This is a genomic window from Pseudomonas sp. 1152_12 (assembly GCF_052850675.1).
On sequence record NZ_VXCW01000004.1, the window covers coordinates 345,895 to 362,140 of the forward strand.

19 protein-coding genes and 1 pseudogene are annotated in these 16,246 nt (G+C 59.7%); 13 read left to right on the forward strand and 7 right to left on the reverse strand.

Annotated features, from left to right (window positions below; all coding sequences use genetic code 11):
* The gene (locus FW764_RS09395; RefSeq protein WP_446433690.1) at nt 1-528 is read left to right on the forward strand and encodes a fimbrial protein; all 528 of its coding nucleotides are present in this window, start codon (nt 1-3) and stop codon (nt 526-528) included.
* Nucleotides 529-600: 72 nt separating this feature from the next.
* Here FW764_RS09395 and FW764_RS09400 read toward each other — a convergent pair whose 3' ends face one another.
* The 3 genes from FW764_RS09400 to FW764_RS09410 form a co-directional block, all read right to left on the reverse strand.
* Complete coding sequence (locus FW764_RS09400; RefSeq protein ID WP_446433691.1) at nt 601-1,542, reverse strand: phasin family protein; 942 nt, start codon at nt 1,540-1,542, stop codon at nt 601-603.
* A 12-nt stretch (nt 1,543-1,554) separates the two neighbouring features.
* Nucleotides 1,555-1,977, reverse strand: coding sequence for a phasin family protein (locus FW764_RS09405; RefSeq protein WP_446433692.1), 423 nt, complete (start codon nt 1,975-1,977; stop codon nt 1,555-1,557).
* 105 nt (nt 1,978-2,082) lie between these two features.
* Nucleotides 2,083-2,358, reverse strand: a complete 276-nt coding sequence (locus tag FW764_RS09410; protein ID WP_446433693.1) for a polyhydroxyalkanoic acid system family protein — start codon at nt 2,356-2,358, stop codon at nt 2,083-2,085.
* A gap of 144 nt (nt 2,359-2,502) precedes the next feature.
* Here FW764_RS09410 and ubiE point away from each other — a divergent pair, with 144 nt between their 5' ends.
* The 12 genes and pseudogenes from ubiE (at nt 2,503) to FW764_RS09470 (ending at nt 12,593) form a co-directional block, all read left to right on the forward strand.
* Nucleotides 2,503-3,273, forward strand: a complete 771-nt coding sequence (gene ubiE / locus FW764_RS09415; RefSeq protein WP_003171186.1) for a bifunctional demethylmenaquinone methyltransferase/2-methoxy-6-polyprenyl-1,4-benzoquinol methylase UbiE — start codon at nt 2,503-2,505, stop codon at nt 3,271-3,273.
* Entirely contained in the window at nt 3,273-3,896 is a 624-nt protein-coding gene (locus FW764_RS09420) for a ubiquinone biosynthesis accessory factor UbiJ (protein ID WP_446433694.1), read from the forward strand. The genes ubiE and FW764_RS09420 overlap by 1 nt, the downstream gene beginning before the upstream one ends.
* On the forward strand, nt 3,893-5,497 hold the full coding sequence (gene ubiB / locus FW764_RS09425; protein ID WP_446433695.1) for a ubiquinone biosynthesis regulatory protein kinase UbiB: 1,605 nt from the start codon (nt 3,893-3,895) through the stop codon (nt 5,495-5,497). The genes FW764_RS09420 and ubiB overlap by 4 nt, the downstream gene beginning before the upstream one ends.
* A gap of 41 nt (nt 5,498-5,538) precedes the next feature.
* Nucleotides 5,539-5,931, forward strand: coding sequence for a phosphoribosyl-AMP cyclohydrolase (gene hisI / locus FW764_RS09430; RefSeq protein ID WP_065899886.1), 393 nt, complete (start codon nt 5,539-5,541; stop codon nt 5,929-5,931).
* A 2-nt stretch (nt 5,932-5,933) separates the two neighbouring features.
* On the forward strand, nt 5,934-6,266 hold the full coding sequence (locus tag FW764_RS09435) for a phosphoribosyl-ATP diphosphatase (RefSeq protein WP_083355678.1): 333 nt from the start codon (nt 5,934-5,936) through the stop codon (nt 6,264-6,266).
* A 25-nt stretch (nt 6,267-6,291) separates the two neighbouring features.
* Nucleotides 6,292-6,570 (forward strand): twin-arginine translocase TatA/TatE family subunit, encoded by a 279-nt coding sequence (locus FW764_RS09440; protein ID WP_446433696.1) that lies wholly within the window; start codon nt 6,292-6,294, stop codon nt 6,568-6,570.
* Between the two features lie 10 nt (nt 6,571-6,580).
* Nucleotides 6,581-6,982, forward strand: a complete 402-nt coding sequence (gene tatB / locus FW764_RS09445; RefSeq protein ID WP_446433697.1) for a Sec-independent protein translocase protein TatB — start codon at nt 6,581-6,583, stop codon at nt 6,980-6,982.
* Nucleotides 6,979-7,770, forward strand: a complete 792-nt coding sequence (gene tatC / locus FW764_RS09450; protein ID WP_446433698.1) for a twin-arginine translocase subunit TatC — start codon at nt 6,979-6,981, stop codon at nt 7,768-7,770. Before tatB ends, tatC begins: the two co-directional genes overlap by 4 nt.
* A complete protein-coding gene (locus tag FW764_RS09455) occupies nt 7,767-8,474 on the forward strand; it encodes a 16S rRNA (uracil(1498)-N(3))-methyltransferase (protein ID WP_446433699.1) in 708 nt (235 codons plus the stop codon). Before tatC ends, FW764_RS09455 begins: the two co-directional genes overlap by 4 nt.
* Nucleotides 8,475-8,598: 124 nt before the next feature.
* Nucleotides 8,599-9,657 (forward strand): annotated as a pseudogene (locus FW764_RS09460) (methyl-accepting chemotaxis protein); the annotation flags it as partial.
* Nucleotides 9,658-9,801: 144 nt separating this feature from the next.
* Nucleotides 9,802-10,515: a methyl-accepting chemotaxis protein gene (locus tag FW764_RS09465; RefSeq protein ID WP_446433813.1), complete on the forward strand. Its 714-nt coding sequence runs from the start codon at nt 9,802-9,804 to the stop codon at nt 10,513-10,515.
* 170 nt (nt 10,516-10,685) lie between these two features.
* A complete protein-coding gene (locus FW764_RS09470; RefSeq protein ID WP_446433700.1) occupies nt 10,686-12,593 on the forward strand; it encodes a methyl-accepting chemotaxis protein in 1,908 nt (635 codons plus the stop codon).
* Between the two features lie 4 nt (nt 12,594-12,597).
* Here the strand turns inward: FW764_RS09470 and FW764_RS09475 are convergent, their stop codons facing one another.
* The 4 genes from FW764_RS09475 to FW764_RS09490 form a co-directional block, all read right to left on the reverse strand.
* Nucleotides 12,598-13,332, reverse strand: a complete 735-nt coding sequence (locus FW764_RS09475; RefSeq protein ID WP_446433701.1) for an amino acid ABC transporter ATP-binding protein — start codon at nt 13,330-13,332, stop codon at nt 12,598-12,600.
* Nucleotides 13,325-14,284, reverse strand: coding sequence for an amino acid ABC transporter permease (locus FW764_RS09480; protein WP_446433702.1), 960 nt, complete (start codon nt 14,282-14,284; stop codon nt 13,325-13,327). Before FW764_RS09480 ends, FW764_RS09475 begins: the two co-directional genes overlap by 8 nt.
* Nucleotides 14,285-14,426: 142 nt before the next feature.
* Complete coding sequence (locus FW764_RS09485) at nt 14,427-15,224, reverse strand: transporter substrate-binding domain-containing protein (protein WP_446433703.1); 798 nt, start codon at nt 15,222-15,224, stop codon at nt 14,427-14,429.
* Nucleotides 15,225-15,443: 219 nt separating this feature from the next.
* Nucleotides 15,444-16,244: a transporter substrate-binding domain-containing protein gene (locus tag FW764_RS09490; protein WP_446433704.1), complete on the reverse strand. Its 801-nt coding sequence runs from the start codon at nt 16,242-16,244 to the stop codon at nt 15,444-15,446.
* Nucleotides 16,245-16,246 lie beyond the last annotated feature (2 nt).

Consider the following 16,246-nt stretch of genomic DNA (forward strand, 5'->3'; position numbering starts at 1 on the left):
ATGTACACCCGAATACTGCCCCTGCTGTTGGCAATCACTGCTGGTCTGAGCGCCAACGCGGCCGAGGCCGCCACAACGGGCACGTTGAATTTTGCCGGGCGGGTCAATGCCGGCACCTGTAACTTGGCCGCAGGTGACTTGAATCGCACCATTAAGCTGCCCACTACCAAGATTTCAGACTTTGATGCGAGCGACACTGCGGGATCGCATGATTTCGAGCTTTCCGCCGACTGCGAGTCGGACATAAGCGACGTCACGTTCCTGTTCACAGGTACGGCATCCACCGGCAACGCCAAACTGTTTGCCAACACGGGAACGTCGGACGGCACGGCCCTTACGCTGCTACACCGCGGGGAGCCGCTGTACACCATCCCCGCAAATGGCACCCCCGCTCAGCGCAGCCGTAAGGTGGCGACAAGCGCCAAAAAGGCCGTGATACCGCTTACAGCGGCCTACCATAAAACCGGCGTAGCGATCACCCAAGGCACCCTGGCCAGCGCCGTGACGGTGTCGATTACTTACAACTAACCGGCTTGTTATAAACGCGCAAAAAAACGCCCGACCTTTGCAGGCCGGGCGTTTTTTTGTGCCCTGAAAAAATCAGGACTGACTGGATGGCGTCGGGATTACCGGCGATGCAGTCGGGGTAGCCGCGTGCGTCGGTGCGGACACCGAGTTGGCTGTCGAAGCAGTCGGCGCTGGGGTTGCAGGTTTGGCCGCAACGGCAGGCTTGGGTGCTGCTGGTTTTTTCGCTACCGCGGGCTTCTTGGCGGCTGGTTTTGCCGCTGGTTTGGCAGCCACAGTTTTTACCGCAGCCGGCTTTGCGGCAGGCTTAGCAGCAGGTTTGGCAGCGGCGGTTTTAGCCGCCGGTTTGGCAGCTGCCTTGGAGGCCGGTTTGGCGGCAGGCTTGGCTGCGGCTTTAGCGGCCACTGGCTTAGCGGCGGACTTGGCGGCCGGTTTGGCAGCAGCCGTTTTAGCCGCAGGTTTGGCTGCGGCTTTAGCCGGGGCTTTAGCCGCAGCTTTGGCCGCCGGCTTGGCCGCAGCTTTAACCAGAGGCTTGGCCGCAGATTTCGCTGCAGGTTTTGCAGCAGCGGTTTTAGCGGCAGGCTTGGCAGTTGGTTTAGCCGCAGCGGCTTTAGCCGGAGCCACTTTGGCGCCGGTGAGTTTTTCGATTTGCTTGGTCAGGGTATCGACCTTGCTGTGCAGCGTCTTCAATTCCGCCTTGCTGGGCACGCCCAGTCGCGAAATGGCACTGTTGAGGCGTTTGTCGAACGTCTCTTCCAACTTGCCCCATGTATCCGAAATGCTCGACTTGGCAGAACCTGCGCTCGCCTTTGCCGCCTCGACTTTTTTACCCACTGTGGTCTTGGTCAACTTCTCGGCCTTCTCGCCGTCCTTGACCAAAGTCTCGAAGTACTTACCGCCGTCACTGCTAACCTTCGAGTACACGCCTAAACCAGCAAGCCAGATCTTCCGGGAATATTTTTCAACTTCCCCGATCCACGAGCTGCCTTCTTTCTGAGTCGTTTTTTTAACAGCCATCCCGATGTCTCCTTAGTGTTTACGCGCGACACGTTCTAGCAATGCCGTCAGCTCTTCGAGCTTAGCAGAGAGTGTCTCAACGTCATGTTTAGACGCAATGCCGATCCGATTCAAGGCACTTGCAACACGCGTGTCAAAAGCTTTTTCAACTTTATCCAGTTGAACTTCAACCAAACCTTTGACGCTTGAGACATTACTCTTTACTTGGTCAATCTGACTGTTGGCGGCATCAAGTTGTTCAACCACAACTTTTTTGCCTTTACTTTCAACATGTTGACCGGTCTTAACCAGCGTTTTGAAGTACTCACTGCCTTCGCTGCCGACCTTGGCATAGGCACCAAGACCTGCCAGCCAGATCTTGCGGGCATAGCTTTTAACGTCACTCAGGGCGGTGGTCTGAACGTCGATTTTTTTCTGCAAAATAACTTTGGCCATGGTGCACCTCACGCAATGTAGGGTTGAGGAACGGCCCACAGGAGTTGAGGGCTTGGGCACAAAGTAGGGTGAAAAATTAGAATTGGCACCCTAAGCGCACTCAGTTCAAGCCAGTGCCTTATCCAGGGCCTTCTCGATTTCGGACTTGATAGTGCCACTCATGGCCGACATCAACAGGCCCAGTTCCACCTCGATACGCAGCGAATCATCAGCCACTGATACCGTGCCTTTAACCCCCGACCGCTTGAGGTTCAGGGTGTCGCCGGACCAGGATGGCTCCAAGCCATATTGTTCCTGGAGTTTGTGCGCCAACTTCTCGGCCTTCGCCCGCGCGCCTTCTTTACCCAGGGAATGTGCACGCTCAACGGTAATACGGGCCATTGCGATGACTCCTCTTTATAACGACTGGTACATCTGCCATGCGGCAAAAGGTCTCGGTGAGCACCTATCTTACCTTCAGCCTTGCCAAGACAAAGCAAGCCTTGGGGATTATCATGTCCCGCATTCTCTTTTGGTGACAGCGATATGACTGATCAGCGCAAAGGCAGCGATGCCGAACCCACCACTCACTTCGGCTTCAAGAACGTTCCGGAAAGCCAGAAAGCGGAAAAAGTCGCTGAGGTGTTCCACTCTGTAGCGGCCAAGTACGACCTGATGAACGACGTGCTGTCGGGCGGCATGCACCGCCTGTGGAAGCGTTTCACCATCGAGTTGTCGGGCGTGCGCACCGGCAACCGCGTGCTGGACATCGCCGGCGGTACGGGCGACCTGGCAGCCAAGTTCTCCAAGCTGGTCGGCCCTACCGGCCAGGTCGTGCTGGCAGACATCAACGGCTCGATGCTCAAGGTCGGCCGTGATCGCCTGCTGGATAAAGGCGTGGCCGGCAATATCGAGTTCGTGCAGGCCGACGCGGAAAAGCTGCCGTTCCCGGACAACCATTTCGACTGCGTGACCATCGCTTTTGGCCTGCGCAACGTCACCCATAAAGAAGACGCGATTCGCTCGATGCTGCGCGTGCTCAAGCCGGGTGGCCGCCTGTTGGTGCTGGAGTTTTCCAAGCCGACCAACGCGCTGATGTCCAAGGTCTACGACACCTACTCGTTCGCCTTCATGCCGTTGATGGGCAAGCTGATCACCAATGACGCCGAGAGCTACCGCTACCTGGCCGAATCGATCCGCATGCACCCGGATCAGGAAACCCTGAAGTCGATGATGGTGGAGGCCGGTTTCGACCGCGTGACCTACCACAACATGACTTCGGGTATCGTCGCCCTGCACCGCGGTATCAAGCCCTGATGCTGCTCAAAGGTCTTGTTGCCAGCGTTGAACACGGCCTTAACCGTGTCCTGCGCCTGGACAGCACCGCCCTGGCGCGGCTCGCGCCCTTGAACGGCAAAGTCATTGCCGTTGACTGCACGAGCCCCACCTTGCAGCTGTTTATCCTGCCTAGCGATGAAGGCCTGCTGCTCGCGACCCAATGGGCTGCCGAGGCCGATTGCACCCTGCGAGCTCCGGCCTCAAGCCTGTTGCACCTGGCGCTGAGCCGCAACAAGACCGCCATCCTCCACGGCCCCGAAGTGGCGCTGGAAGGTGACAGTGCGGTGCTGATGGACCTGGCTGCCGTGCTGCAAGACCTGGACCTGGACTGGGAATATGAGCTGTCCCGCTGGATCGGCCCCGTGCCCACCCAGTTGATCAGCGGGCACCTGCGCAGCCGCTCGCGCTGGTACCAGCAAGGCTTCACCAGCCTCAACCAGAACCTTGCCGAATACCTGAGCGAAGAAGCGCGCACCCTGGTCGGAGAACGGGAAGCGCAAGCGCGCTTTCGCGAACTCGACAAGGCCAAAATCGACCTGGAACGCCTCGAGGCACGCTTCGAGCGCCTGAGCCGTTCCCTTGATCCAAGCGATAACGCATGAAGCTGCTCGCCGTCCGCCGTTTGTTTCGTATCCAGCGCGTCGTAATCCGCTACCGCCTCGATGACCTGCTGTTCGCCTTGCCCTTGCCGTGGTTCCTGCTGGCGGTTCGCTATGTGCTGCCGTGGCGCTGGTTCCCGCGCAAACCGCTGGAGCTGAGCCGCGGTGCGCGCCTGCGCCTCGCGTTGCAGGATCTGGGGCCGATCTTTATCAAGTTCGGGCAGATCCTCTCCACGCGTCGCGACCTGTTGCCCGAAGACATTGCCAATGAGTTGATGCTGCTGCAGGACCGCGTACCGCCGTTTGATTCCCAGCAGTCGATGAAGCTGATCGAAGAGCAGTTGGGCAAGAAGATCAGTGAGGTATTCAGCCGTTTCGACGTCGACCCGCTGGCCTCGGCCTCGGTGGCACAAGTGCACGCGGCGCAGCTCAAGACCGGCGAAGAAGTGGTAGTGAAAGTGATTCGCCCCGGCCTCAAGCCGATCATCGGCCAGGACCTGGCGTGGCTGTTCATCCTCGCCCGCGCCGCCGAGCGTTTCTCTGCCGATGCGCGCCTGCTGCACCCGGTGGACGTGGTCGCCGACTACGAAAAAACCATCTACGACGAACTCGACCTGCTGCGCGAAGCCGCCAACGCCAGCCAGCTCAAGCGCAACTTCGAAGGTTCATCGCTGCTGTACGTGCCGCAAGTGTATTGGGACTGGTGCCGCCCGAAAGTGCTGGTGATGGAGCGCATCTACGGCGTGCAGGTCACCGACCTCGCCACCCTGGCCGACCAGCGCACCGACATGAAGATGCTCGCCGAACGGGGTGTGGAGATTTTCTTCACTCAGGTGTTCCGCGACAGTTTCTTCCACGCCGACATGCACCCGGGCAACATCTTCGTCAGCACCGTGAACCCTTGGAGCCCGCAGTACATCGCGATCGACTGCGGCATCGTCGGCAGCCTGACCCCGGAAGACCAGGATTATCTGGCGCGCAACCTGTTTGCCTTTTTCAAGCGTGACTACCGCCGCGTGGCGCAGTTGCACATCGATTCAGGCTGGGTGCCGGCGGAAACCAAGCTCAACGAATTCGAAGCAGCGATCCGCACGGTGTGCGAGCCAATCTTTGAAAAACCGTTAAAAGATATTTCATTCGGCCAGGTGCTGATGCGCCTGTTCCAGACCGCGCGCCGCTTCAATATGGAAGTGCAGCCGCAGTTGGTCCTGTTGCAAAAAACCTTGCTGAACATCGAAGGGCTGGGCCGTCAGTTGTACCCGGACCTCGACCTGTGGAACACCGCACAGCCGTTCCTGGAACGCTGGATGCGCGAGCGTGTCAGCCCGAAAACCTTGCTGGGCAACCTGCAAAGCCAAGTCGAGCAGCTGCCACACCTGGCCAACATGACCCGCGACCTGCTGGAGCGCATGTCCCAGCCACACGCCAAAGACCCCGCGCCGCCCTGGCAGACACGCAAGGACGACTGGTTCCTGCGCCTGCTGGGCGCCGCGCACTTGGTCGGCGGTGTGATGCTCGCCATCGGTGGGCCGCTGAACCAGCTGGGCCATTGGCCGGCCGGCATCATGGTCGCCGTGGGTATTTATCTGATCGTGCGTCGATAGCCGATCCGGTTATACACTGTCGCAAATTGCCGGAGCGGAACATGAAAGACTGGCTGGACGAGATCAAGTGGGACAGTGACGGCCTGGTGCCGGCCATTGCCCAGGACTACAAGACCGGGCGCGTGCTGATGATGGCCTGGATGAACCGCGAGGCATTGAGCCTCACCGCCGCTGAGCAGCGCGCCATTTATTGGTCACGTTCGCGTGGCAAACTGTGGCGCAAGGGCGAAGAGTCCGGGCACGTGCAAACCCTGCACGAGATGCGCATCGACTGCGACGCCGACGTGGTGATCCTGATGGTCGAGCAGATCGGCGACATTGCCTGCCACACCGGCCGTCACAGTTGCTTCTATCGCGTGTTCGAGAACGGCGAGTGGAAGGTGGTCGAACCGGTGCTCAAAGACCCGCACGCAATCTATTCGGCAGGACACTGAACATGACTGACACCCTGAACCGCCTGGCCCAGGTGCTGGAAGATCGCAAAGCCGCAACCGCCGAGGGCTCCTATGTCGCCAGCCTGTATGAAAAGGGCTTGAACAAGATTCTGGAAAAGCTCGGCGAAGAATCCATCGAGACCATCATTGCGGCCAAAGACGCACAAATCAGCGGTGATTGCAGCGACGTGATCTACGAAACCGCCGACCTGTGGTTTCATAGCATGATCATGCTTGCCCAGTTGGGGCTGCATCCACAGGCTGTACTTGATGAACTGGACCGTCGCCATGGTTTGTCCGGGCACGCCGAAAAGGCCTCGCGCCCGTCCGCCTGAATAACTTTTACAGAGGAATTGCAGCATGGGCATTTTTGACTGGAAACACTGGATCGTCATTCTGGTGGTCGTGGTACTGGTGTTCGGCACCAAGAAACTGAAAAACCTGGGCACCGACGTGGGCGAGTCGATCAAAGGCTTTCGTAAAGCCATGAACGACGACGAGAAACCTGCCGACCCTGCGGCCAACCCCGTTCCGCCGTCACAGCCTGTGCACCCGCAGGCGGCCCAGCCGATCACTGAGCGTCGTACCTTCGACGTACAGGCTGAAAAAGTCGAAGAGCCGACCCGCAAAGACTCGTGAGCACTGACTAATGTTTGGTATCAGCTTCTCTGAACTGCTCCTCGTCGGCCTCGTGGCCCTGCTGGTATTGGGGCCGGAACGCCTGCCCGGTGCCGCACGCACGGCCGGCCTATGGATCGGGCGCCTGAAACGCAGTTTCAACGCCATCAAACAGGAAGTTGAACGGGAAATCGGCGCCGACGAGATCCGTCGGCAACTGCACAACGAACATATTCTGTCGTTGGAGCAGGAAGCGCGCAAAATCCTGTCGCCGGTGAATGAACCGAGCAAGCCGGCAGAGCCCGTGGCCGAACATAGCATCGCACCCGCTGCGCAAGTGACGCCGACCGCGCCCACCACGACCGAGCCAGCGCCGACGCCCGTTGCGTTGCCCGCTCCCCATGACCCTACATTGCCGCCGCGAGCCCCATGAGCGCTGATAAACCGGAAAACGACCAGCACATGCCACTGGTCTCGCACCTCACCGAGTTGCGTACCCGCCTGCTGCGTTGCGTAGCGGCCATCTTCATTATCTTTGCCGGGCTGTTCGCCTTCACCCAGCAGATCTACACCTTCGTTTCGACGCCGCTGCGCCAGTACCTGCCGGCCGGTGCGACGATGATCGCTACCGACGTGTCGTCGCCGTTCCTGACGCCGCTGAAGCTGACCATGATGGTCTCGCTGTTCCTGGCGATCCCGGTGATCCTGCATCAGATCTGGGGCTTTATCGCGCCGGGCCTGTACAAGCATGAGAAGCGCATCGCGGTGCCGTTGCTGGTGTCGAGCATCCTGCTGTTCTACACCGGCATGGCTTTCGCCTATTTCCTGGTGTTCCCGCTGATCTTCAAGTTCTTCGCTGCAGCCACCCCGGCCGGCGTGGAAATGATGACCGACATCACCAGCTACCTCGACTTCGTGATGACGCTGTTCTTCGCCTTTGGCGTGGCCTTCGAAATCCCGGTAGCCGTGGTGCTGCTGGTGTGGATCGGCGTGGTCAACGTCAAATACCTGAAGAAAGTCCGCCCGTACGTGATCATCGGCTGCTTCGTGGTCGGCATGATCCTGACCCCACCGGACATCTTCTCGCAGACCCTGTTGGCCGTGCCGATGTGGATGCTGTTCGAAGTCGGCATCCTGTTCAGCAGCTTGATCACCAAGCGTGGTGAGCACCCGGATGACCAACCTGCCGACGACGACCAGCCGCCAGCGACTCAGCCGTGAACTTGCTGCTGCTGGAAGAGGCCGACTTTATAGCGGCCGACCGGGTTATCCTGCGTGATCGACGCCTGGTGCATATGCAGGAAGTCCACCGTGCGGTGGTGGGCGACAACCTGCGGGTAGGGCGCGTCGGCGGGCTGATGGGCAATGCGCACCTGCTGCGCCTGGAGGCCAGTGAAGCCGAGCTGCAAGTGAGCTTCGACCTGCCGCCGCCGGCCAAACTGCCACTGACCTTGCTGCTGGCCCTGCCGCGCCCGAAGATGCTGCGTCGGGTGCTGCAAACCGTTGCAGCCATGGGCGTGCCCAAGGTCGTGCTGGTCAACAGCTACCGCGTGGAGAAGAGCTTCTGGCAAACGCCGTTCCTGGAGCCTGAGGCGATTCGCGAGCAGCTTATCCTCGGCCTGGAACAGGCGCGCGACACGATGCTGCCCGAAATCATCATCGAAAAACGCTTCAAGCCGTTCGTCGAAGACCGCCTGCCGGACATGACCGAAGGCACCCTCGGCCTGATCGGCCATCCTGGCGATTACCCGGCCTGCCCGCGTGGACTGGATGAGCCTGTGACCCTAGCCATCGGCCCGGAAGGTGGCTGGATCCCCTACGAAGTGGACCTTCTGACCAAGGCCGGTTTACAACCAGTACAGCTGGGTGCACGCATCCTGCGTGTAGAAACCGCCGTGACCGCCCTGCTCGCCCGCCTGTTCTAACCCTGTTGTGGCAAGCCCGCCCAGCACAAGAAGCCTAGTCACAAGCCCTCGCACCTACAGAATCCTCCTACACTGCCGATAAGCTCTGAATAAATCCAAGCCTTGTTCCAGGGGAGATTGCAGTATGTATGGTTGGTTAGCCGAAAAACTGGGGAATGTGAGCGTCAACCGCAAGCTAAGCATTGGGTTTGGCTTGGTATTGATCCTGACGCTGTTGATCACCTTCACCGGCTGGACCGGCCTAGGCGATGTGATCAATCGCGGTGACAAGTTGGGCTTTATCTCCAGCCTCAACGGCCTGACCAAAGACCTGCGCCTGGCGCGCCTGGACTTCGAAATGCGTCGCGGCGAACAAGGCGCAGACGCGGTCAACGGCCTGCTCACAGAGCTGGACAATGGCCTGCAAACCGCCAAATCTCTGATCGAACAACCCAACGACAAGGCCCTGGTCGAGCAACAGCTCGACGCTTTAGGCCAGTACAAAAAGGCCTTCGCCGCCATGGTCCAGGCTGGCCTCAAGCGTGAAGACGCACGCAGCAAGCTCGGCGATACCGCCGACAACGCCGTGGCCAAGATCAATGACATCGAAAAAAGCCTGTTGCAAGGTGACAGCGTCACCCAGTTCAACAGCGTGGTTGAACTGAGCAAGCTGATTCAGCAATCGCGCTTCCAGGTGCGCGGTTACACCTACAGCGGCAAGACGGAGGCCGAGCAGCCGGCCCTGGATGCCATCGACAACGCCCTGAAGAAAATTACCGAACGCCAAGGCCAACTGCCGGAGCAATACCAGGCCAACCTGCAAGCAGCTGGCGTGTCGCTGCAAGCCTATCGTGCCGCCGTCAGCCAGTATCGCGACTCCCAGGTCGCCAGCGCAGCAGCACTGAAAATCATGACCGCCCAAGGCGATATCCTGCTGGGCCATAGTGAAAAACTCACCACGTCGCAAACCGCAGTGCGCGACGCCAATGCTGCACACGCCAAACAATTGTTGCTGCTGGCCACCGTGCTAGCGCTGATCTTCGGCATGGTCGCCGCCTGGGCCATCACCCGTCAGATCGTCATTCCGCTGAACCAGACCCTCAACGTCGCTGAGCGCGTGGCCTCCGGCGACCTGAGCCACAACCTCAACTCCGCGCGCCAGGACGAACTGGGCCAATTGCAACGCGCCATGCAAAGCATGACCATCGGCCTGCGCGAGTTGATCGGTGGCATCAGCGACGGTGTCACCCAGATCGCCAGCGCCGCCGAGCAACTGTCGTCTGTGACTGAGCAGACCAGCGCCGGGGTCAACAGCCAAAAAGTCGAGACCGACCAGGTCGCCACCGCCATGAATGAGATGGCCGCCACCGTGCAGGAAGTGGCGCGCAACGCCGAGGAAGCCTCTGAAGCTGCCGTGGCCGCTGACCAGCAGGCCCGCGAGGGTGACAAGGTGGTCGGTGAGGCCATCGCCCAGATCGAGCGCCTGGCCACCGAGGTCGGCAATTCCACCGAGGCCATGGGCCATCTCAAGCGCGAAAGCGACAAGATCGGCAGCGTGCTCGACGTGATCAAGTCTGTTGCTCAGCAAACCAACCTGCTGGCACTCAACGCGGCGATTGAGGCCGCGCGGGCCGGTGAAGCCGGGCGTGGCTTTGCCGTGGTGGCCGACGAGGTGCGCAGCCTGGCCCAGCGCACCCAGAAGTCCACCGAAGAGATCGAGGAACTGATCGTCGGCCTGCAAAGCGGCACCCAGCAGGTGGCGACCATCATGGACAACAGCCGCGGCCTGACTGAAAGCAGCGTCGAACTGACCCGACGTGCCGGTAACGCGCTGGGCAATATCACGCGCACAGTGTCGACCATCCAGGCAATGAACTCGCAAATTGCTACCGCCGCCGAGCAACAAAGTGCGGTGGCCGAAGAGATCAACCGTAGCGTGCTTAACGTGCGTGATGTGTCTGAACAGACCTCGTCGGCCAGTGAAGAGACCGCGGCGTCCACCGCGGAACTGGCGCGCCTGGGTATTTACCTGCAAACGCTGGTAGGTCGCTTCAAGATTTGAGCCCCTCGCGACGGTCATCATGGCCGTCGCCTTCACAAGTTGTGAAATTTCCTACGCGCTTTTCAGGTCGTGGATTACACACCTGGCGCCGAATAAAAGTAGCGTTTCAACTCCCCTGACTGTGTCAGCCGGACCGTCGAGACGCTCCCTTTACTCGTAGGAGGTTCACCATGTTTGGTCCACTGATTCGCGCACTCGGCAACGCCAGTGTCACCCTCAAACTCTGCCTTGGCTTCGGCCTGGTCTTGACGCTCAGCCTGGCTATCGCCCTGACGGGCTGGCAAGCCTTGAACACCTCACTGTTTCGCTCGCAATCGTTGACCATTCTTTCGCAATTGGCGGTGGTCGGCGAAGAGCTGCGGGCTGACCGCATTGTGTATCGCACCCTGAATGACCCGGCCAGCCTGACCAAGGTCGGCCAACACATGGAAAAAATCGACCGCTACCTGATAGAAATGTCCGCCCGTTTGGTCCATCCAACCAGCTTGCAACAAGTACAAGACGCGACACGCCTGACCGCCAGCTTCAAGACGGCGCTGGGCGGCCTGGCCAACCTGATCGAACAACGCGAAAACGCACGCGAAGGGCTCAAGAAAAGCGCCGTCCAAGCCAGCGACACCCTCGCCCAGCTGTCCAGTGACTTGCCCAATCAAGACGACGAAAAGGCCCTGGACACCGTGGAACTCATGCGCCAGGCCATGGAGAAAGCCGAAGACAGCGCACAGGCCGCGGCCTGGGCAGCCACCTCGCTGGAGGCCTATACACAAAACGTCACGGACGCGCTCCAGGCGCTCGACGGTGCACAGGCCTCCGTGGCCAAGCTGCCGGTGGACGCGACTGCGCTGGCCGACACCCTGCGCGACTATCGAACCCAGTTGAACCGGCTCAAGGACGCCCAAGTCACCACCGAAACCACCCAGAACCAGTTGGAGCAATGGTTAGATGAGCTGCTCAAGCAAAGCGACCTCTTGAGCCATTACCAGACCGAGCAGCGAGATAAAGAAGCCGATCAGGCCCGCAGTTTACTGATCAATGTCACCGCTGCCGCACTGCTGCTGGGTGCCTTGGCCGCTTGGCTGATTGCTGGGCAGATCGTCAACCCCCTGCGCCGGGCTCTGGTGGTGGCGAACCGGGTGGCCGAGGGTGACTTGAGCCACGATATCCAGACCACCCGCCGGGACGAACTGGGGCAACTGCAGCGCAGCATCGGGCAAATGACAGTCAACCTGCGCGGCTTGATCGGTGGTATCGGTGACAACGCACGCCAGATAGCCAGCTCCGCCGAGCAATTGTCTTGCGGCACCGAGCAATCCCGCGCCGGCATTGACGAGCAGAGACAGGAAACCGAACAGGTGGCCACGGCGATGAATGAAATGCTCGCCACCTCCCAGGAAGTCGCACGCCACGCCGAGCAAGCCTCAAACGCCGCCACCGAAGCCGATCAACAGGCAAGCGCGGGTGACCAGGTGGTGGCCGAGGCGATCGCTCATATCGAGCACCTGGCCCAGGAGATGGCCCACTCAAGCCAGGCCATGCAAGGGTTGCGGCAGGAAAGCCAGAAGATCGGCAGTGTGCTGGAGGTGATCAAGTCGGTTTCGGAGCAAACCAACTTGCTGGCCCTCAACGCCGCCATCGAAGCCGCCCGCGCCGGTGAAGCTGGCCGTGGCTTTGCGGTAGTGGCCGACGAGGTACGCAGCCTCGCGCAACGCACCCAACAATCAGCCGAGGAAATTGAAGAACTGATCGGTAGCCTGCAACGGGGTACACAGCAGGTCGCCGACAGCATGAACAACAGCCGCAGCCTGACCGACAACAGCGTGCAACTGACCCGCCGCGCAGGCGATGCCTTGGCCAACATCACCCGCACGGTCTCAGTGATCCAGGAAATGAACCCTCAGATTGCCGCCGCTGCCGAGGAGCAAACGGCGGTTGCCGAAGAGATCAATCGCAGCGTGCTGAAGGTCAAGGACGTGTCGGAACAAACCTCCGCCGCGAGTCAGGAGACTGCGGCGGCCAGTGTCGAACTGGCGCGCCTGGGCGCGGATTTGCAGCGTTGGGTGGGCAAGTTCAAAGTGTGAGCCGTTACAGCACCTGACGCAGGAAGGCCTGGGCGCGTGGGTCTTTGGGTGCATCAAAGAACTCGGCCGGGGCCGCGTCTTCCAGCAGCTTGCCATGGTCGAAGAACAGCACCCGGTCGGCCACTTCGCGGGCAAAGCCCATCTCGTGGGTGACGCAGACCATGGTCATGCCTTCCAGGGCCAGGGTCTTCATCACGTCCAGCACTTCGCCGACCATTTCCGGGTCGAGCGCCGAGGTGGGCTCGTCAAACAGCATCACCTTGGGTTCCATCGCCAGCGCTCGGGCGATCGCCACGCGCTGTTGCTGGCCGCCAGACAGACGTGATGGAAACTCGTTGGCTTTTTGCGCAATGCCGACTTTTTCCAGCAGCGCCAGGGCCTTGGCCTCGCGCTCTTGCTTGCCGCGCTTGCGCACGACTTTTTGCGCCAGGCACAGGTTTTCCAGCACGGTCATGTGCGGGAACAGGTTGAAGTGCTGGAACACCATGCCGACTTCGCGACGATAGGCGTTCACGTCGGTCTTCGGGTCTCCCAGTTGCAGGCCATCAATGCTGACCGAGCCGGAATCGAATTCTTCCAGGCCATTAAGGCAGCGCAGGAAGGTGGACTTGCCCGAACCCGAGGGGCCGATCACCACCAACACTTCGCCCTTGGCGACATGGGTGCTGACGTGGTCCACCGCGCGCACCACGTGGCCACGGGTATCGAAGACTTTTACCAGATCGCGGACTTCAATCACTTTGCGCGAGCCTCCGCTCAAGCCGGCTGGCCATTTTCGACAGCGGCAGGTTGATCAGCAAGTACAGGCCTGCCACACAGAACAGGATTTCAAACGGCGAGAACGAGGTGGTGATCACCTCACGGCCACTTTTGAGCAGTTCAGTAATCGCGATCACCGACACCAGGGACGTGTCCTTCACCAAGCTGATAAATTGCCCGGCCAGCGGTGGCAGCACGCGCTTGAAGGCTTGCGGCAGCACCACATGGCGCATCGACTGGCTGGCACTCAAACCTAGGGACCGCGCGGCTTCATTTTGGCCACGGGTGATGGACTGCACACCGGCGCGGACGATTTCCGCCACATAGGCGCCGGTGAACAGCGACAGCGCTGCGATCCCGGCGAATTCGCGCGACAAGTTGAGTACCGTGCCGATAAAAAAGTAAAAAATGAAGATCTGTACCAACAGCGGCGTGCCGCGTACCAGTTCGACGTAGATCGTTGACAGATCGCGTAGGGTCGGGTTGCTGGACAAGCGGCACAAGCCGGTGGCCAAACCGATTGCCAGGCCAAGAATGCCGGACACCACCGACAGCCACAATGTGGTCCACAAGCCCCACATCAGTGGCCCGAGCGCCCAATGCCGAGTTACGCCCACCACATCGCCTTCGGCCACGTCGTCACCACGCGACACTTGCAGGCTGTTTTCGGCCACGGTGAGCTTTTGCTCAGCGCCGGCGTCGTTGCGCAGGGTGACTTCGGCTACGTCGCCTTTGCGCACCAGTTCAACCACGGTGGATATGTCAGCGGCGCGCTGGGACGTCTCGGCCTGATAGGCGAAGTACTGCGGCACGCGGTTCCAGCGCCACTCGTAGGACATCAGCGAAGTGGCGTAGTACAAGGCGCCAGCCAGGCCTACCAGCACGACCACAGTCAGCAGGTGCCAGGGCCATTGGGCTTTTTTCTGTTTCATTTCAGCTTCCGGGATTTGTGGCGCATATCCTGCCTATTCGCGAGCAAGCCCGCTCCCAGACTTGACCGAGTTCCAACATGACAGTGCGGTCAAAATGTGGGAGCGGGCTTGCTCGCGAACAGGCGCAACTCGGTCCTAGCTTTTATTCCATGTCCTTGAGCCACTCGGAGCTCTTGAACCACTTGTCATGGAGGCGATCGTAGGTGCCGTCGTTGCGGATCTGGTGCAGAAAGTTGTTGATGTAGTTAAGGCTGTCGTAATCGCCTTTTTTCAGGCCAAACGCCAACGGCTCGAACGTGAAGGGTTCTTCCAGGAATACCAGCTTGCCGCTACCGACTTTTTTCTCGGCAACCACGTTGTACGGTGCGTCATACACAAACGCATCGGCCTTGCCGTTGACCACGTCCAGCACGCCTTCCTGCTCGTTGTCATAGCCGTGGTACTTGGCTTTGGAGATCAGCTTTTTCGCGACCATCTCACCGGTGGTGCCAAGCTTGGAAGTCAGGCGGTATTTCTCGTCATTCAGGTCTTTGTAGGACTTGATGGTGCCTTCCAGGTCTTTACGAATCAGCAGGGTTTGGCCGACCACAATGAAGGGTTCGCTGAAGTTCAGACGCAGGTTGCGCTCCTGAGTCAGGGTCATGCCGCTGCCGATCATGTCGAACTTGCCGGTCAGGAAGGCCGGTATGATGCCGTCGTAACCGGTAGACACCAACTCCAGCTTGACGCCCATGGACTTGGCCATGGCCTTGAGGATGTCGACTTCGAAACCGATGATTTCGCCGCGCTTGTCTGTCATTTCGAACGGCATGTAGGTCGGGTCCATGCCGACTTTCAGCGTGCCGCGCTTGACCGCATCGTCGATGGCGCCGGCATGCGCCGCAGTGGCCGCAACCAGCACAGTGACGCCGAGCATCAGCCTCGAAAGATACTTTTTCATCATCAAGTCCCCAGAACGATTCTTGTAAGGTCGGCGCGCAAAAGGGCGGCACCCATTCGGGGTGCGATCCTAACCCACTCGCTGCTCGTCACAAAGGTTTCGCAGGTAATAGTTAACGGCGCAGATCGGAAAAGCCCCACGACGGTGCAGCCAGGTGCAGTGATAGACATGTCAGCACTCGTGAGCGCCAATGGATTGATATGTAAGTAGTTATGACGATCATTCGACTTCAGCCATCCAGTCGGTGTCCTTGAACCACTTGTCGTGCAGGCGATCGTAGGTCCCGTCCTGGGCCACCTGACTGAGGAAATGATTGATCCAGTTGAGGCTGTCGTAATCACCTTTTTTCAAGCCGAATGCCAGGGGTTCAAAGGTAAACGGCTGCTCAAGTACCAACAGTGTGTGATTCTCCGGCCGGGCAATCGCAATCAGGTTGTAGGGCGCGTCATGGATAAAGGCATCGGCCTTGCCCTCAACCACCTGCCGCACGCCTTCCTCCGGAGTGGCGAAACTGCTCAACCGAGCCGCCCCCAAAAAGCGTTGTGCCGCGGCCTCTGCGGTGGTGCCCTCGGTAGCCGCAATCCGGTAACTCGCCTCGTCCAGGTCTTCGATACTGGAAATCTTGCCGGCCAGGCTCGGATGCAGCAGTACGGTTTGGCCAACTACGATAAAAGAGTCGCTGAAGTTGAGCTTCAGATTGCGCTCCTGGGTGACGGTCATGCCGCTGCCAATCAGATCGAATTTCTTCGCCATCAGCCCCGGCACCAAGTCGGTATAGGGCACAGCGACCAGCTCAAGTTCGACGCCCAAGGCGCGACTCATTGCCTGGAGCAAGTCGATCTCGAAGCCGACAATGCGCCCTTGTTTGTCCGTCATTTCGAAAGGTACATACGTGGGCGTAGTGCCAACTCGCAGCACACCACGTCGAACGGCATCATCCAGTGCACCGGCCGACACCCCGCCCGCGTAAATGAAAGCGGCAAGGCCGATCAGCCATGCCGAACAATACCTTTTGAACATGA

Bases quoted from the DNA above. Each gene is read 5' to 3' on its own strand.
- FW764_RS09490 (WP_446433704.1), bottom strand. From the start codon at position 16,244: ATGTTCAAAAGGTATTGTTCGGCATGGCTGATCGGCCTTGCCGCTTTC.
- FW764_RS09440 (WP_446433696.1), top strand. From the start codon at position 6,292: ATGGGCATTTTTGACTGGAAACACTGGATCGTCATTCTGGTGGTCGTG.
- FW764_RS09480 (WP_446433702.1), bottom strand. From the start codon at position 14,284: ATGAAACAGAAAAAAGCCCAATGGCCCTGGCACCTGCTGACTGTGGTC.
- FW764_RS09470 (WP_446433700.1), top strand. From the start codon at position 10,686: ATGTTTGGTCCACTGATTCGCGCACTCGGCAACGCCAGTGTCACCCTC.
- FW764_RS09465 (WP_446433813.1), top strand. From the start codon at position 9,802: ATGAATGAGATGGCCGCCACCGTGCAGGAAGTGGCGCGCAACGCCGAG.
- FW764_RS09435 (WP_083355678.1), top strand. From the start codon at position 5,934: ATGACTGACACCCTGAACCGCCTGGCCCAGGTGCTGGAAGATCGCAAA.
- FW764_RS09410 (WP_446433693.1), bottom strand. From the start codon at position 2,358: ATGGCCCGTATTACCGTTGAGCGTGCACATTCCCTGGGTAAAGAAGGC.
- ubiB (WP_446433695.1), top strand. From the start codon at position 3,893: ATGAAGCTGCTCGCCGTCCGCCGTTTGTTTCGTATCCAGCGCGTCGTA.
- hisI (WP_065899886.1), top strand. From the start codon at position 5,539: ATGAAAGACTGGCTGGACGAGATCAAGTGGGACAGTGACGGCCTGGTG.
- FW764_RS09485 (WP_446433703.1), bottom strand. From the start codon at position 15,224: ATGAAAAAGTATCTTTCGAGGCTGATGCTCGGCGTCACTGTGCTGGTT.
- FW764_RS09400 (WP_446433691.1), bottom strand. From the start codon at position 1,542: ATGGCTGTTAAAAAAACGACTCAGAAAGAAGGCAGCTCGTGGATCGGG.
- FW764_RS09420 (WP_446433694.1), top strand. From the start codon at position 3,273: ATGCTGCTCAAAGGTCTTGTTGCCAGCGTTGAACACGGCCTTAACCGT.
- FW764_RS09395 (WP_446433690.1), top strand. From the start codon at position 1: ATGTACACCCGAATACTGCCCCTGCTGTTGGCAATCACTGCTGGTCTG.
- tatC (WP_446433698.1), top strand. From the start codon at position 6,979: ATGAGCGCTGATAAACCGGAAAACGACCAGCACATGCCACTGGTCTCG.
- tatB (WP_446433697.1), top strand. From the start codon at position 6,581: ATGTTTGGTATCAGCTTCTCTGAACTGCTCCTCGTCGGCCTCGTGGCC.
- FW764_RS09405 (WP_446433692.1), bottom strand. From the start codon at position 1,977: ATGGCCAAAGTTATTTTGCAGAAAAAAATCGACGTTCAGACCACCGCC.
- ubiE (WP_003171186.1), top strand. From the start codon at position 2,503: ATGACTGATCAGCGCAAAGGCAGCGATGCCGAACCCACCACTCACTTC.